Annotated in this window: 15 protein-coding genes; 3 read left to right on the forward strand and 12 right to left on the reverse strand. The window is 63.1% G+C overall.

From position 1 onward, the window contains the following. Nucleotides 1–71: 71 nt before the first annotated feature. The 12 genes from QM841_RS26485 to QM841_RS26535 form a co-directional block, all read right to left on the reverse strand. Nucleotides 72–650: a hypothetical protein gene (locus QM841_RS26485; protein WP_283334354.1), complete on the reverse strand. Its 579-nt coding sequence runs from the start codon at nucleotides 648–650 to the stop codon at nucleotides 72–74. Nucleotides 651–781: 131 nt separating this feature from the next. Next, nucleotides 782–1,393, reverse strand: coding sequence for a TetR/AcrR family transcriptional regulator (locus QM841_RS26490; protein WP_283334355.1), 612 nt, complete (start codon nucleotides 1,391–1,393; stop codon nucleotides 782–784). A gap of 113 nt (nucleotides 1,394–1,506) precedes the next feature. After that, nucleotides 1,507–2,118, reverse strand: a complete 612-nt coding sequence (locus tag QM841_RS26495) for a thiolase family protein (RefSeq protein WP_283334356.1) — start codon at nucleotides 2,116–2,118, stop codon at nucleotides 1,507–1,509. Beyond that, the gene (locus QM841_RS43465; protein ID WP_502943287.1) at nucleotides 2,051–2,221 is read right to left on the reverse strand and encodes a thiolase family protein; all 171 of its coding nucleotides are present in this window, start codon (nucleotides 2,219–2,221) and stop codon (nucleotides 2,051–2,053) included. Before QM841_RS43465 ends, QM841_RS26495 begins: the two co-directional genes overlap by 68 nt. A 36-nt stretch (nucleotides 2,222–2,257) precedes the next feature. Beyond that, nucleotides 2,258–3,187: a TIGR03621 family F420-dependent LLM class oxidoreductase gene (locus QM841_RS26500; RefSeq protein WP_283334357.1), complete on the reverse strand. Its 930-nt coding sequence runs from the start codon at nucleotides 3,185–3,187 to the stop codon at nucleotides 2,258–2,260. Nucleotides 3,188–3,247: 60 nt separating this feature from the next. Beyond that, complete coding sequence (locus QM841_RS26505; protein ID WP_283334358.1) at nucleotides 3,248–4,723, reverse strand: aldehyde dehydrogenase family protein; 1,476 nt, start codon at nucleotides 4,721–4,723, stop codon at nucleotides 3,248–3,250. Nucleotides 4,724–4,770: 47 nt separating this feature from the next. Continuing rightward, on the reverse strand, nucleotides 4,771–5,607 hold the full coding sequence (locus tag QM841_RS26510) for an SDR family NAD(P)-dependent oxidoreductase (RefSeq protein WP_283334359.1): 837 nt from the start codon (nucleotides 5,605–5,607) through the stop codon (nucleotides 4,771–4,773). A gap of 2 nt (nucleotides 5,608–5,609) precedes the next feature. Further along, a complete protein-coding gene (locus tag QM841_RS26515; RefSeq protein ID WP_283334360.1) occupies nucleotides 5,610–7,190 on the reverse strand; it encodes a class I adenylate-forming enzyme family protein in 1,581 nt (526 codons plus the stop codon). 5 nt (nucleotides 7,191–7,195) lie between these two features. Beyond that, the gene (locus tag QM841_RS26520; RefSeq protein WP_283334361.1) at nucleotides 7,196–8,758 is read right to left on the reverse strand and encodes an AMP-binding protein; all 1,563 of its coding nucleotides are present in this window, start codon (nucleotides 8,756–8,758) and stop codon (nucleotides 7,196–7,198) included. A 38-nt stretch (nucleotides 8,759–8,796) separates the two neighbouring features. Next, complete coding sequence (locus tag QM841_RS26525; protein WP_283334362.1) at nucleotides 8,797–9,882, reverse strand: LLM class flavin-dependent oxidoreductase; 1,086 nt, start codon at nucleotides 9,880–9,882, stop codon at nucleotides 8,797–8,799. An 85-nt stretch (nucleotides 9,883–9,967) separates the two neighbouring features. Beyond that, nucleotides 9,968–10,882: an LLM class F420-dependent oxidoreductase gene (locus tag QM841_RS26530; protein WP_283334363.1), complete on the reverse strand. Its 915-nt coding sequence runs from the start codon at nucleotides 10,880–10,882 to the stop codon at nucleotides 9,968–9,970. A gap of 37 nt (nucleotides 10,883–10,919) precedes the next feature. Further along, complete coding sequence (locus QM841_RS26535; RefSeq protein WP_283334364.1) at nucleotides 10,920–11,684, reverse strand: hypothetical protein; 765 nt, start codon at nucleotides 11,682–11,684, stop codon at nucleotides 10,920–10,922. 210 nt (nucleotides 11,685–11,894) lie between these two features. On the opposite strand from QM841_RS26535, the gene QM841_RS26540 reads away from it, so the two are divergent. The 3 genes from QM841_RS26540 (at nucleotide 11,895) to QM841_RS26550 (ending at nucleotide 14,192) form a co-directional block, all read left to right on the forward strand. Beyond that, on the forward strand, nucleotides 11,895–13,046 hold the full coding sequence (locus QM841_RS26540) for a thiolase C-terminal domain-containing protein (RefSeq protein ID WP_283334365.1): 1,152 nt from the start codon (nucleotides 11,895–11,897) through the stop codon (nucleotides 13,044–13,046). Further along, nucleotides 13,043–13,459, forward strand: coding sequence for a Zn-ribbon domain-containing OB-fold protein (locus QM841_RS26545; protein WP_283334366.1), 417 nt, complete (start codon nucleotides 13,043–13,045; stop codon nucleotides 13,457–13,459). The genes QM841_RS26540 and QM841_RS26545 overlap by 4 nt, the downstream gene beginning before the upstream one ends. A gap of 139 nt (nucleotides 13,460–13,598) precedes the next feature. Beyond that, a complete protein-coding gene (locus QM841_RS26550) occupies nucleotides 13,599–14,192 on the forward strand; it encodes a TetR/AcrR family transcriptional regulator (protein WP_105422270.1) in 594 nt (197 codons plus the stop codon). Nucleotides 14,193–14,265: the final 73 nt, after the last annotated feature.

Below are 14,265 nucleotides of genomic sequence, written 5' to 3' on the forward strand. Positions count from 1 at the left end.
TTAGCCAAGCGCTTGCTCGCCGGATGGCGACACAGATTGGCGCTGACTTGAAGGGGGATCCGGACTGCCTGTCAGGCGGCGCGCAGGGCGCGTCCGGAGGCGGCGAGGGTAGCCACTCTGCGACCAAGGAGGCTGACACTGGACGCGAGTGTGATGTCCTTGAACTCGACGGCGCCATCAGAGCCGGCCACAGTGGCTGCGTCGCGTTTCGTGATGACCATGCCCGTGCCCACGACATATCCACCGGAGGCGCGGACGGTGCGGGCGAGGAAGTCGATGTCGATTGCAGCGGCAGCAGCGGAACCGCCGATCACGGCGAGCCCCACAGCCGCGCACCGTAGGATTTCGTGCGCGCCGACCTCGGCGAGAAGCCGCTTCATTTCCTCGATGCCGGCGGGACGATCTCCCGCTTCGATCAGGAAGACGATGCCATGGGATGAAAGTCGCGAATCGCCGTCGATGGGGCGAACGGTCAGTGCGTCGAAGATGGAGTGCAGAGCCGCGTCCAGCATCGGGCGGCTCTCGTCGACGTCCGGGGTGCTTGCATCCCGGAACGCATACGCATGCAGACGGGTGTTGCCGCGGACCGCTCGCACATCGCCGTGATGAGCCAACCGCGGCAACTCCCGCGCGGATGCGAGTGCGTCCACAGGGCCGCCGAGACAATCACTGGAGCGACGGGGAGCGAGATCTGAAGTAACCAACATCAGGCGAATCCTCCGAGAAGTGGGGTGTCGCCCATGTAACCCTGATCACAGCGTCTAGTCAAGAGGCAGTGAGTCTAGTGAAATTCTCGCTCGTCGAGTGCAGCCATCCACATCGATGCCAGCACGTCCACGGCCTCCACCGCGTCCAGGTCGGAATCGGGCATTGACCACTGCATGAAGAGGCTGCCGAGCTGGGAGAAGATCAGCAAGGCCCGGATTTTGGCCTGCTTCGGCGTCCACCGCCCCGTCGCCGACAAGGCCTTCGCAATCCTGTCCGTTTCGAAGTCGAAACTGCGGCCCCTCCGGTCGCCGATTTCCTTCTCCACGCCGGCAGCCTCACTCACGACGATCGAAATTTCGCGGGTCGTCTCCCAGATCTTCACGATCTCGCGAAGCCAGACCCGAAACGCGTCCAAGCTGGGTTCCACCAGAACAGCGGCGAATCGCGAGAATGGCTCCGCGTACACCATGTCGAGCTCGTCGAGGAGCGCATCCACTACCTCGGCCTTCGTCTTGTAGTGCAGGTAGAAGGTGGCACGTGTGGCGCCGGCCGTGCTGGTGATGTCCGTGACCGCAGTAGCGAGGTAACCGCTCTCGACGAAGCAGGCGATCGCGGCCTCCTTCAGCCGAGTCTTTGTCAGCTCCTTCTGGAGGTCGCGCATGTTCCCGCGCGCAGCCTTGGTCATCGCGTCGTCCCGCCTTCCAGATTCCGTTCGACCTGCAACTCTAGTTCACGGGTTGCTCCTACCGCCCGCCCATGACGATGCCGTGCTGCCCGTCCAGGATCACGCAGCCAAGGCTATGGGGAATGGCTGGGGTCCAGCGCGGGCGCGATGGATCGGAGGGCGGCAAGTGAGTCGAAACTCGAGTCCGTCCGCGGCGAGTCGTCGTGGGCAAAGATCGTGCCATCCGGAAGTTCGAACGGCACGATTTCGGAGTCGAAGTACCCCGCTGCGGCGGCGCGGCTCGCCCGCGAATGGGACAGGAGCGCGAATTCATCCATCTCCGTCCGCGTGACCCCGTATCGCGCTGCCACGATCTCCGCGGTGTCGAACACCTCCATATACGCAAAGTTGATGAAATCCGGGCGACGCGTATCGGTGAACCGCGGGTGATGGTCGGCTGGGGAGAACCCTTTGCCGAGACACAATGAGAAACTGTCGCCACCACCGGCGACGTAGACCTCACCGTCACCAACAGCAATCGCATGAGCAGCCATCCTGACTGCAGACAGCGCCGAACCACACGATCGACTCAACGTAATTGCGGGAACGGTCACCGGAAGCCCCCCGAGGAGCCCAACCTGCCGCGCGGTGTTGTAGCCCTGGGAATGATCGGGAAGACTACAACCCCAATAGAGTTCGGAGACATCGTCCGGTTGCAAATAGTCGTTGCGCGAGAAGTGCTGCAATCACGGTGGAGCCGAGGTCGTCGGCTCTCACATCGGCGAGTCCGCCGCGGAACGACTTTCCGATTGCCGTCCGGGCCGCATCGAGAACTACGACCTCACACACGGTCCCCTCCTCCTGAGATCATGTCTGTCAGCGCATTCAACGATTCTGCTCCTTCACCCGCTGCACGACAGGAATCATCTTCTCCACGTCGCTGTCATTCGCAAGGACGAAATACGAGACGTTGTGCAACTCGTGCCACAAAAGAATCTTTTCCGCGACGGATTCGACGCTGCCCTCCATGATAAAGGGAGTCGGACGCATGGCATCGACGTGATTTCCCAGCGTGGGATGCACTTCGCTCAGCCTGTCGTCAATCGCCACGGCACGGATACCCACCGAGATCTCCACCTCCCGATCTGCCTCCTTGGCTGCATCGTGCACTAGTTCCAACTTGCGCAGGAGCGGTTCGAGACCGACGTCATCGGGAGCGACTCCCCGTCCATTGCTCGCCGTTCGAGTAGTGACGTTGACGATGTCACCTTCGCGAGCCGCAAACCGAAGCATCTGGGGACCTCCCCCGCCGAGAAGTAGAGGCGGTCCGCCATCTTGTAGGGGCAACGGCGCGTGGTCAAGCCCTGTGGCCGTGTAAAATTCACCCGTGAAGTCGGACGGGCCGGCCTTCCACGCCTCCCGCACAATCTGAACGCCTTCCCGGAGCCTTGCCAGGCGTACTCGAGGCGAATCAAAAGCGATTCCGGCGCTGTCATAATCGGAACGCATCCACCCGGCGCCCATCCCCAACTCGAGGCGCCCACCGGACAGCAGGTCGAGCGTCGCAGCTTCTTTCGCCAGCACTGCGGGGTGTCGGTAGTCGTTCGCAAGGACGAGTACACCCAGCCGAATGCGATCGGTCAGCTGCGCGGCCGCGGCTAGGGCCACCATCGGCGCGTACCGCAGCCCGCTCAAGTGGTCGTTGACGAGAAGGACGTCAAACGGGCTGTCTTCGAGCGCTGTGACGCGTTCGCGCCATTTCTTCGCCGACACGCTCGGCGCCAGCGTGGCTCCGAACCGAATCTTTCCGGTCATTGCGATATCCCGTCACACGCGGATGAAGGTGGCTTGTGGGCCCGTTCGCCCAGATCGGTACTACCCGTGCTCGATCCACACACTCTTGTGCTCGAGCCATTCGTCCAACGTAGTGGGCCCGTTCGAGGTGCCCGTCCCGCTTTCCTTCTGCCCGCCGAACGGGAGCGCCCAATGCAGTCGGCGATACGTATTGACCCACACGGTGCCCGCCTCGAGTCGGCGAGTAAGACGGAGCGCGCGCGAGAGGTTCTGGGTCCAGACGCCGGCAGCGAGACCGTATCCGCTGTCGTTGGCCAACCGGACGGCGTCGGCTTCGTCCGCGAACGGCATGGCCACCGCGACCGGCCCGAAGATCTCCTCCTGGCACACCCGAAGTTGCGGATCTTCAGTGAGAAAGAGCGTGGGTTCAACGAAGTATCCTTCGCGCAGTGGACTTTCGGGCGTGAACAATTCGCTGCCGCAGCGACCACCGAACGCAAGCGTCGCTCCCTCTTGCCGTCCGCTCTCCAAGTATTCGCGGACCTTGTCGTACTGACCGTCGAACGCAAGGGGACCCATGTCGGTCCGGGAGTCCAGGGGGTTCCCCAGTACCATCGCGGAGGCTCTCGACCGCAGTCGCTCCACGAAGTCGACGAAGATCGCTTCCTCGACGAGGATGCGCGATCCTGCGATGCAGGCCTGCCCCGCGCTGGCGGTGTAGATTCCTGCCGCAACCACATCGGCAGCCTGATCGAGGTCTGCGTCCGCGAAAACGATGTTCGGCGACTTCCCGCCGAGTTCGAGTGCGAGAGATTTGATGTTGGCCACCGAGTTCTCGGTAATCCGCCGCCCAGTCGCGGTCGAACCGGTGAAACTGATCTTGCGGACATCTGGATGCCTCACCAGTGCCTCACCGGCACTGGAACCTTCCCCGGTCACCACATTCACCACGCCACGGGGAATCCCCGCCTTCTCGAGAAGCTGCGCAGCAACGAGCACCGACACCGACGCCCGCTCGGGAGGTTTGACGACGATCGTGTTACCGGCGGCGATCGCCGCGGAGACCTTCGCCAGGAACATCGCCAACGGTGCATTCCACGGGATAATCAGACCCACCACACCGAATGGCTCACGTACTGAATAGGTCGTCGCGGAGTCCGACACGAGGACCGTATCGCCGGTGATCGTCTCGGCCAGCCCGGCGTGGAATTCGATCTGCGACGCGGCGCCCGCGATGGCCGGTTCCGCTTCCCGGCGCGCTCGTCCGTTGTCGGTGGCGTCCAGGCGCCACAACGTGTCGAGATTCTCGCGGACGGTTGCCGCCCAGGACCGCAGCAGGGCAGCACGGGATGCAGCCGGGAATGCACGCCAGGAGTCGAGCGCCGACTTCGCTGCGCGTATCGCGTCATCGATGTCTTCCGCACCACCGGCGGGGATTCGAGCCCAGACCTGGCCGGTCGCCGGATTCACGCTGTCGATCCACTGCCCGTTCCGCGACGGCCGGAGCTCGCCGTCAATCAGCTGCAGATAGTCCATCGGTTCGTCATAGATCGCCATGTCGTGTCCCTTCGAGCGGAGAGCGCAGTCATCAGCGGGCGGAGTCGCTACGCGGTTGTCCGCGACGCGGTACCGGCGTTGACGTCGATGATGCTGCCGGTGATGTGTGGGGTGTCCGGGCCGATCAGAAACATCACTGCTGCCGTGATCTCACGCGGCTCGAGCAGTGCGATCGGCTGGACATGGTGCACGCGCAGCGCGGGCTCGACATCGTCCCAGGAGGGGTTCGCGAGGTCCGGGCGCATCGCCCGGTAGAGAGCCTCGTTATGCACCATCTTGGTGGACGTGTTACCGGGGGCCACTCCGTTGACGGTGATTCCAAACGCCGCCAAATCCTGCGCGGCAGCTTTCACCAGACCGATCGCGCCCCATTTTGACGCAACGTATGGAATCGACCCCGGCACCGCGGTCCGCCCCTGGTTGGAGGCCGTCACCACGATTCGCCCGTACCCCTGGGCGATCATCTGGGGACTCACCGCCCGCATGCTGTGGAAAACCCCGGTGAGGTTGCTTCCGAGCACTTCGTTCCACACGTCGAAATCGGCGTCCTGGATCGACCCGCCTCCGTACACCCCGGCGTTTGCTATCAAGACGTCGATGCGCCCGAACATGTCGAGAACCTTGTCCATCGCGGAGAGCGTCTGCTCGCGGTCGGCGACGTCACACACTAGGCCGAACGCACGAGTTCCACACTCACGGACAAGCGCCTCGGTGTCCCGGAGGTCAGACTCCTCGGCCTGCGGGTAACCGATGCACGGTACGTCTGTACAACGATCGAGTAGGACGACGTCAGCCCCCTGACGCGCGGCCGCGACGGCGTGTGAGCGCCCTTGGCCTCGCGCGCCACCCGTGACGACAACGACCTGACCTTCGAGGAAACCCATTGTCAGCCTTTCACTACCGAGGAATCGGTTAGATGCCCGAACTGTTCGACAAGCACTCGTCGCAGAAGCTTGCCCTTGCCACCGGAGCCGTCGTTGGCGTGCGGCAAGCTGTCCACCACTACGATGTGATCGGGTCTGGAAGCGGGCGCTAGTGCGACGGCGAGGCGATCGGCGATTTCCTCCCGGTCAAGCTCACAACCCTGCTTCGGTGCCAGCACCAGCAGTATCTGCGGATCCGAATCATGAACAGGCAGCCCGACAGCACCGGCTTCAGCTACCCCGTCCACCCGGGATGCGACGTCTTCGATCTGCGCGGGGAGAGTGAGAACGCCGTCGCGCTCGATAGCGTCGGTTCGCCGCCCGAGCACTGTCAACCGACCGTGCTCATCGAGCGAACCAATGTCGCCTCCGACGAACCATCCGCCCCTGAGCGCGTCACTCGTGGCGTCGGGTTGCCCGTAGTAACCGGCCGACACGTGGGGTCCGCTGATCTGGATCTCCCCCACCGTGTCGATTACGGGCGCACCGGTCGAATCGACCACCCTGACGGCACCCCCGAATCGGGCCCACCCGACTACCCCGTCCGGGACGCTCCCGTCGTCGCGGCGGCCGATCACGCTGTACGGAGCCTCGGTCTGACCGTAGTACCCGTACAGCTCCAGGCTCGGGAGACGCCGGGAGATCCGGTCCTGCAATGACGCCAACAGCGGTTCGCCACCGAGCATGGCTACACGCAGGGAGCTGAGGTCGACCACTTCGTGATCCGCAGCGGACAACAGCTCCACGAAGAAGCTCGGTGTCACGCTGATATGGGTGATTCTCTCCCGCGGAACCGTTTTCAGGAACTGTTCTGGTCCGAAGTTGTCCTCGAGTACGAGTGTGATTCCGGCCGCCAAGGCCGGCGCGGCGACGGCAATGAAGCCAACCCCCCAGATGATCGGGCCGGTTCCCAGTGCCGCCTGCCTCAGTACAGGGACATCTGCCCACAGGCCTTGGGAGATCGCGATTCCCGAGGCGTGCGTGTACTGCACGGCCTTCGGCAATCCTGTCGTGCCCGAGGTGAAGAACAAGGCGAGCAGATCGTCTCCCCCTGCGCCGAGGGGTGGTTCCGTTTCCGAAGACTCCGTCGTCAGTTGGTCGAGGTCGACCGCGTCGTGGCTGTCCGGTGCGCCGCCGGTTCGGATCCAGGTCCGGATGTGCTGAAGCGTGGGTCGCAGCTGGTCGATGACCCGGTCGAACTTCGCATCGTAGACGAAGGTGGTGGCCTCGATCCTGGTGACGATCTGCTCGAACGTGTCGAGAGGCCAGTACGGGTTGAGGGCACAGAGAACGGAGCCGATTTTCGTCTGCGCCAGGTAGATCTCAGCAACCGAGAGTGTGGAGTCGAGCAGTGTCGCCACCCGTTCTCCGGGACGTACGCCGGCCGCGAGGAGTGCGTTGGCGGTTCGGTTGACCCGGCCGTCCAGCTCGGCGTAGGTGAGCCGCTCTCGGCCGCAGTACGCCAACGCCGGCAAATGAGGTGCTCGATTGCGCTGTGCGGACAGGATCGCGTAGCCGAAATTCGAGTAGGGGGTCCCTTGCATCGATCTCACCTCGTCATCTCGCTCGTTGCTGCTGTGGTGATCGGAGTCGGGTCACTGCCGGGGTATCCGCCGCCTCCGTGCTGTATGTCCAGGAGGTCGTAGTCGGGTACGAATCCGCGCCTCGGGATCGCCTCGACGAAGACCACCGATTTCGGCTTTTTGTACGACGCGACCTGGTTGCGCACGTGCGCGATCAGCTCCTGCTCGGTCACCGACGACGACGCGTTCCTCACCACGAGCGCGACCACTGATTGGCCCCAGGTGCTGTCTGGCCGGCCGATGACTGCAGCTGAGTCGACGTCGGGATGTCCGAGTAGGGCGCGTTCCACCTCGGCCGGATAGATGTTCTCGCCACCGGATTTGATCATGCGCAGTTTGGGGCCGACAAATGACACTGTTCCGTCGGATTCCCTTCTTCCGAGGTCACCTGTGTGGTACCAGCCGTCTCGGAATCGAGCGGCGTTGAGATCAGGGCGGTTGAAATATCCGTTGAAGAGGTGCATTCCGCGGGTTGCGATCTCACCGACGTCGCCGGTCGACACATCTCGTCCGTTGGTATCGACGATCCGCACTTGCATGAGTGGGCTCGAGCGTCCGTGAGTACCCAGACCATTGATGCCGAGAGCGTGGTAGGTCAGCATTCCGCCGACTTCCGTCTGTCCGTATCCGGCATTGGATCGGCCCCATGGGCTCCGATCGAGGGTGATCATGTGATTCCAGGTCGAGCCTGCTGGACCGAAGCGCAGACTCGACAGATCGTATCGATCGTCCCCGTTGGCGGCAACCAGCTGATCGATCATCGCGGGAAACAGCATGGCGCCCTGGCACCGCTCTCGCTCGATCAGTTCGCATGCCCGTCGCGGTTCGAACTGGGGAAGAACGACATTCGTCCCGCCGCACACGAATGTAGCTACCGCGAACATCCAGGTTCCGATGTGAAAGAGCGGACCGCTGTCGAGGAAGACGAACCCCTCCGTGATCTGGCGTTGGACAGCGACGACCAGGGAGTGGCTGATCAGCGCGCGGTGGGAGATGAGTGCACCGTTCGGGCGTCCGTCGAACGCGGCGGTGTACAAAAGCAGGACCGGATCCTCGGCGTGGATCGACTCCGATGAGGGTGCCGGAGTCGATGGAAAGGACGCCGACCACCGCTGGAACTCGTCATCGGAGTCGTCGCTGCAACGCACCCACGGGATACGGTCGTCACCCAGACTGTCGTGGAGGTCTCCAACTATTTTCGGTTCCGAGACGATCAGCTTCGGCTGAAGATCGTCGATGACGAAACGGAGCTCGTCCGCACTCTGCCGCCAGTTCGCCGGGCACAGGATGGCACCCACTTTTCCTGCGGCGACGAGCAACTCGAAGACGCGGTGAGAGTTTGCTCCGATCCACAACACGCGGTCACCGGGAAGCACTCCTTCGCTTGTCAGTGCGTTCGCCAGTCGGTCCGTCCGCTCATCGAACTCGGCGTAGGTAATCCGCTCGTCACCGTCGACGAGGGCCACCATTTCACCGCGGCCGCGGCGGTTCTCCCGAACGATGTCGGCGAGGGACAGCTCTGAATACACGAGGCGCCTTTCACAAGGGTGGATGGTGCACGGCGGTGTCAGCGGAACGCGGGAATGACTTCCTTCGCGAAGAACGTGATTGCCTTCGACATCTCGTCAAACGGCATGTGCCGGGTGCTGCCGAAATCGCACATCAGGTGGTTGAAACCAAATTCCTGCAGCATCGCGACCTGGCCGATGACCCGCTTGGGGTCCCCGATGACTTCGAGCTGCTCCCAGCGGAAGTCGTTGCCGACCTCGCCGCCCTTCAGGTAGCGGCCTTCCCAGAACTCGAAGCCCTTCGCGACCTCACCGGTCTTCGAATCGATCGGGGCACTCTTCTCGTTGAAGATACGCGACCGATCGAAGGACGCCTCGAACGCAGCTTGATCCTTCCTCGCCTGTTCGACGGTCGGCGCGAGCCAGACGGACCGCGACACGACGAGATCGGTGTCCGACGTGTCGAATCCGGACTCCGCGGCGATCCGATGCCAGGTTTCGGCTGCGTTATGGATCTTCTTGAACGGCGCCGCCGGATCCGCGAGGATCGGCAGCCCACGTCGGGCATACCGCTCTACCGTTTCGGGGCTGACCGCCGCGACGTAGATCGGTGGGTGCGGATTCTGAAGCGGCTTGGGTGTGAGGGAAACCTCACCACTGCGGTAGAACTGGCCTTCGTGCTTGAACGGGTCCTTCGTCCACAGCCCTGTGATCGCTTCGAGCCCCTCGTCGAAGCGATCACGGGCTTCCGCCAGACTCATTCCGAAGCCATCGAATTCGATACTCTGATATCCACGGCCGAGGCCTAGATCGAGTCGTCCGTTCGACAGCAGGTCCAGCTGGGCGGCCTGCTCGGCCACATGGATCGGGTTGTGCAGGGGCAGCACGACCACGCCGGTGCCGAGACGGAGTCTCTCGGTTCGAGCCGCCAGGTAGCCGAGCATGGTGAAGATGCTGGGGACGGTTCCATAGTCCCGGAAGTGGTGCTCGGACACCCAGACTCCGTCGAACCCGAGTTCTTCGAGCAGGTCGGCTACGCGGAGGTTGTAGTCGTATACCTCCTTGATGCTATTCCTCTGATCGGGGCGGTGGAACAGCAGGAAGGCAGAAAACTTCATCGGTCGGTGCTCGACAGGAGCATTCATGGTAGACAACCTTTCTTGCGCGGCCGTGGCGTAGTGCCGCCAGGATGGCGCTCAACGAATCATGTGGGCAAGAACAACGCGACGACTATCGATCGATCACACGTGCGCCGAACTCTTCGATCGACTTCAGCAACGAGTCCCGGTCCGTCCCGGAGAAGGGAACCGAAAGCCAGTCGACGCCGGCCTCGGCGTATGTTCCGACGTCTTGGCCCAACTGATCGAACGTGTCAAGGTCCGGGCTGTCGGTCATACGCATTCCGAACGGGACAAAGCACACGTCCGGACGGTCCCTTCCCGCGTCGAGAGCGCTGGACCGGAGGTACTGGATGCGGTCGGCCAGTTCGTCGATCGTCTCCAGTCCCGGTGTTCTCGTAAGCTTCGCCGCTGCGGCCGGTTGCGGCATGGGCATCCACCCTTGTCCGAACTCGACGACCCGACGAATCGCGCGTTTACTGTTCCCGCCGAACCAGATCGGAGGATGTGGAGACTGCAGGGGTGCCGGGCGCATCGTGTGCTCCACCACTGAGTAGGGAGGATCCTCGATGGTGACGGATTCACCCGACCAGGCAGCTTTCATCAATCGCAGCGCTTGATCGGTGCGCGCCCCGCGATCCTCGTAGCCCAGGCCCAATGCGGCGAACTCGGACCGGAGGTATCCCACCGCTGTTCCAAAGATGACACGTCCGCCGGACAGGACATCGAGGCTCGCGACCGCCCGCGCAGTCAGGAACGGGTTGTGATAGGGAAGCACGAACACATTGGTAAGGAGTCTGACACGGGTCGTACTTGCGGCTGCAAAGGACAGAGCGACCATCGGGTCCAGGGCTTGGTGGCCTCCCCGGGACAGCCACTTGTCCTGCGGGAAAGGATGGTCGGTGACGGACACCGCATCGAACCCCGCGTCCTCCGCAGCGCGAGCGACATCGGCCACGGCGTCGGCGGTGAGAAACTCCGTGGGCCGGTCGACCTGATCAGTCGGGAGACCGAGTACGTACCGCATCAAATCCTTCTTTCATCACCACTGCACAGGGAATGGCCTACTTCGGGGCGAGAACGGATCCGGGGAACGGCGCCAGCAACGTCTCACGCCAGGGCCCATCGAGATACTGTCGTGCACTCTTGCGCCACTCGACGAGCCTGGGGTCTGCGGTCGCTTCGGCATCGAGTCCGACCGCGGCGTCGTATGCGCGCTGCGTCTCGAGATGACTGTCGATGTCCGTGCCCCAGAAGGTAACCACCTCCGTGTCGGAGAGCATGACCTCGTACAGCCCGACGAGTCGATGGCCGTGGTCGGCGAGAATCGGAGCCCGCTCCTCGCGCACGGCAGCGAGATAGTCCTGCGCTGCCCCGGGGCGAACCTGAGCGATCTCGTGGAGGAAGAATGGCGCCGTGTACTGCTCCGCACGCAGTTCCTGAAGATCAGGCGTGCCGCGCACCGCACCCATGGGGCGGGAGAAAGCCTTGTGGCGAAGGTCGTCGATACTAGACAGGAACAGTTCCGGCTTCACACCGTTGTAGATGTCCAGCTGCTGGCGCCAGCCACCGTCCCACCCGCCGTGGCAATCCCACAATGTGACGGCCTTGAACTGTTCGTGCCCGGTGATTCCGATCGCGTAGAACGCGCCGACCAGGTCGATCGCCCGTGATCGGACCGACAAACCCTTCGTCAGCTCCGCATCGGAGTCCGTCCGCTGTTCGTCTTCCTTCTTGTAGTTGACCAGCCACTGAAGATACTCCCGCGGGTTCGTGGAGTTCATCGGGTGGAAGTAAACCTCTTCGAGGAGATAGATGCCGCGTGCCACTCTTCGTCCCTTCATCGAAAACAAGCAACTGCTTGCTCAAATATTGATGTTACGAGTCCGCCCAGTCCGAGGTCAATGCCGAGAGCAACCTTTGACAGCTCCCGCCTGCGACCCTAGCCTTGCATCAAAACCAAGCGCTAGTTCAACCGGAGTCTAACGTGACGAAGAGTGAAACGGGAAGCAGCCGCTCAAATACCCGAGGCAACCACAGTGCGTGATCAGAGTGCGATTGCCGGCGTCGGCCGGACGCCGTTCTACAAGAACTCGGGCGTGAGCACGCTCGAACTGGGACTTCGGGCCATCACAGCGGCGCTCGACGACGCCGGCCTCGAACTCGGCGATGTGGACGGCTTGATTACCCACAGTGTGGGCGACGCCGTCCCAGCGTCTGCGGTAGCCCATAGCCTCGGAGTCGACGACCCCCACGTCCTCCTCGATCTCGTCGGTGGAGGCAGCATGTCGGCCGCCGCCGTTGGTGCCGCCGCCATGGCAGTCACCAGCGGCCAGGCCGAGGTCGTAGTGGTCTGGCGAGCATTGAACGCCCGCTCCGAGTTCCGGATGGGCGGCACCGGCCGCTCCGCACCGACATTGGTCGAGTTTCAGTACCAGGTTCCGTACGGCCTTCTCGCCCCACCACAACAGTTCGCGCTCGTGGCACGCTCGTACATGGCGAGGTCGGGCGCTACCTCCGAAGACCTCGGCCGCATCGCAGTCAACCAAAGGTCGCACGCGATGCTGAATCCCCTGGCGATGATGACGACACCGTTGACCATGGACAAGTACCTCAATTCACCCCTCGTCAGTGACCCGCTGCGCTTGTTCGACTGCTGCCTCGAGACGGACACCGCGGTCGCCGTCGTCGTGACATCCGCGGCCAGGGCCCACGACCTGCGTCGATCACCCGTACTGATCAGCGCTGCCTCCACTGGCGGCGGCCACAGCCTCTACTCCGGCAGCAGGACCGACTTCTCAACCAGCGCCGCCCGCGAGATGGCGCCACGACTCTACGCACGCGCTGGTATCAGCCCGGAAGACATAGACATCGCCGAACTGTACGACGCATTCACTCCATTAGTACTGATGCAGCTCGAGGACTACCAACTCGCGCCGCGCGACGAGGCAGCAGCATTTGTAGCCGCCGGCGAGACGACCTTCGGTGGAAGCCTGCCCGTCAACACACACGGAGGACACTTGTCCGAGGGCTACGCACACGGTCTCAATCATGTCGCCGAAGCGGTACTGCAACTGCGCGGAGAGGCTGGACCGCGTCAGGTCGAACACGCTCGAACCGCCCTGTGCACCGGCCAGCCCGGCTATGTCTCGGGTGTCACCTCGGCCCTGATCCTGCGAGGTGTCCGATGACCGGTTCGTACGGCGATCGCGACTCGGCCAGCTGGTGGCAGGCCTTGGAGCGACAGCAACTGCAGGTCCAACAGTGCACGTGCGGCGCACTCCGGTGGGCGCCCCGAGCTCTGTGCAACGAGTGCGGCTCCTTCGACTGGGAGTGGTTCACGACGGACGGCGCAGGGACCGTGGTGACCTGGACGGCCACGCATCGGGCATTCACCCCCGGTACCGTCGTGCCGTTTGTGGTCGTCCTCGTCCGCCTCGACGCGGGCGAGAACCTGCTCATACCCGGCGGCTGGACCGGAGACGAGCACGGATCCGACCTGACAGTCGGCCTGCAGGTAGTCGCCGAGTTCACGTCGCCCGACCTACGGGACGGGAACCCGTCCACACTGATTCGCTGGACACGACGAAACCAAGCAAACTAGCGCTTGGGTGAAAACAATGCATACTGTACCCATGGCACCGAAATCCCGAACCACCCTGTCTGCACCCGCGACACGCCCGCGACGCGGCACTCGGCAACGGTCGGAACAGGGAGAAGGCAGCTCCCAACGGCGCCAGGCTTTGCTTGACATCGCGGCCGACCTCTTCGCCGAGCAGGGTTTCCGCTCGACTACCGTACGTCAAATCGGTGACGCAGCGGGGGTTCTCTCGGGAAGCCTCTACCACCACTTCGAGTCGAAAGAGGCGATCGTCGACGAGATCTTGTCCGCGTATTTCACCAGCCTCATGGCGACGTACGAGGAGATCGTCAACAAGGATTCGGAACCTGCGGTCGCACTCCGCCACCTCGTGAGGGCGGCTTTCAATTCGCTCGACGAGCATCGCGCCGCCATCACGGTCATCCAGAACGAACGCGGGTATCTCAATCAGTTTCCGCGCTTCGAGTATGTCGCCGAGTCCGAGGCCGAAGTCAGGCGGATCTGGACCAAGGTTCTCGACGACGGAGTGGCGTCCGGGGCCTTCCGGGAGGACCTCGATACCGCAATCACATACCGATTCCTGCGCGACTCCTTATGGGTCGCGGTGCGGTGGTTCACACCTTCCGGACGCCTGTCGGCGGACGAATTGGCCGACCAGTACCTGAAATTGGTAATGAGCGGCCTCGAGAAGCCGAGCGCTTGGGCGAATCCGGATCGGCCCCTGTTCTCGGGCTGACAACGAACACCCTGAACGTAGCCGCGTGTCCAACCCGGCTGTTGCACCGAAGGCCGTCACTGCAGAGTGGCGG

Source organism: Rhodococcus sp. IEGM 1307, from assembly GCF_030056915.1.
In the GTDB taxonomy this organism is placed as follows: Bacteria; Actinomycetota; Actinomycetes; order Mycobacteriales; family Mycobacteriaceae; genus Rhodococcus_F; species Rhodococcus_F opacus_D.

Bases quoted from the DNA above. Each gene is read 5' to 3' on its own strand.
- QM841_RS26490 (WP_283334355.1), bottom strand. From the start codon at position 1,393: ATGACCAAGGCTGCGCGCGGGAACATGCGCGACCTCCAGAAGGAGCTG.
- QM841_RS26500 (WP_283334357.1), bottom strand. From the start codon at position 3,187: ATGACCGGAAAGATTCGGTTCGGAGCCACGCTGGCGCCGAGCGTGTCG.
- QM841_RS26505 (WP_283334358.1), bottom strand. From the start codon at position 4,723: ATGGCGATCTATGACGAACCGATGGACTATCTGCAGCTGATTGACGGC.
- QM841_RS26510 (WP_283334359.1), bottom strand. From the start codon at position 5,607: ATGGGTTTCCTCGAAGGTCAGGTCGTTGTCGTCACGGGTGGCGCGCGA.
- QM841_RS26515 (WP_283334360.1), bottom strand. From the start codon at position 7,190: ATGCAAGGGACCCCCTACTCGAATTTCGGCTACGCGATCCTGTCCGCA.
- QM841_RS26525 (WP_283334362.1), bottom strand. From the start codon at position 9,882: ATGAATGCTCCTGTCGAGCACCGACCGATGAAGTTTTCTGCCTTCCTG.
- QM841_RS26530 (WP_283334363.1), bottom strand. From the start codon at position 10,882: ATGCGGTACGTACTCGGTCTCCCGACTGATCAGGTCGACCGGCCCACG.
- QM841_RS26545 (WP_283334366.1), top strand. From the start codon at position 13,043: ATGACCGGTTCGTACGGCGATCGCGACTCGGCCAGCTGGTGGCAGGCC.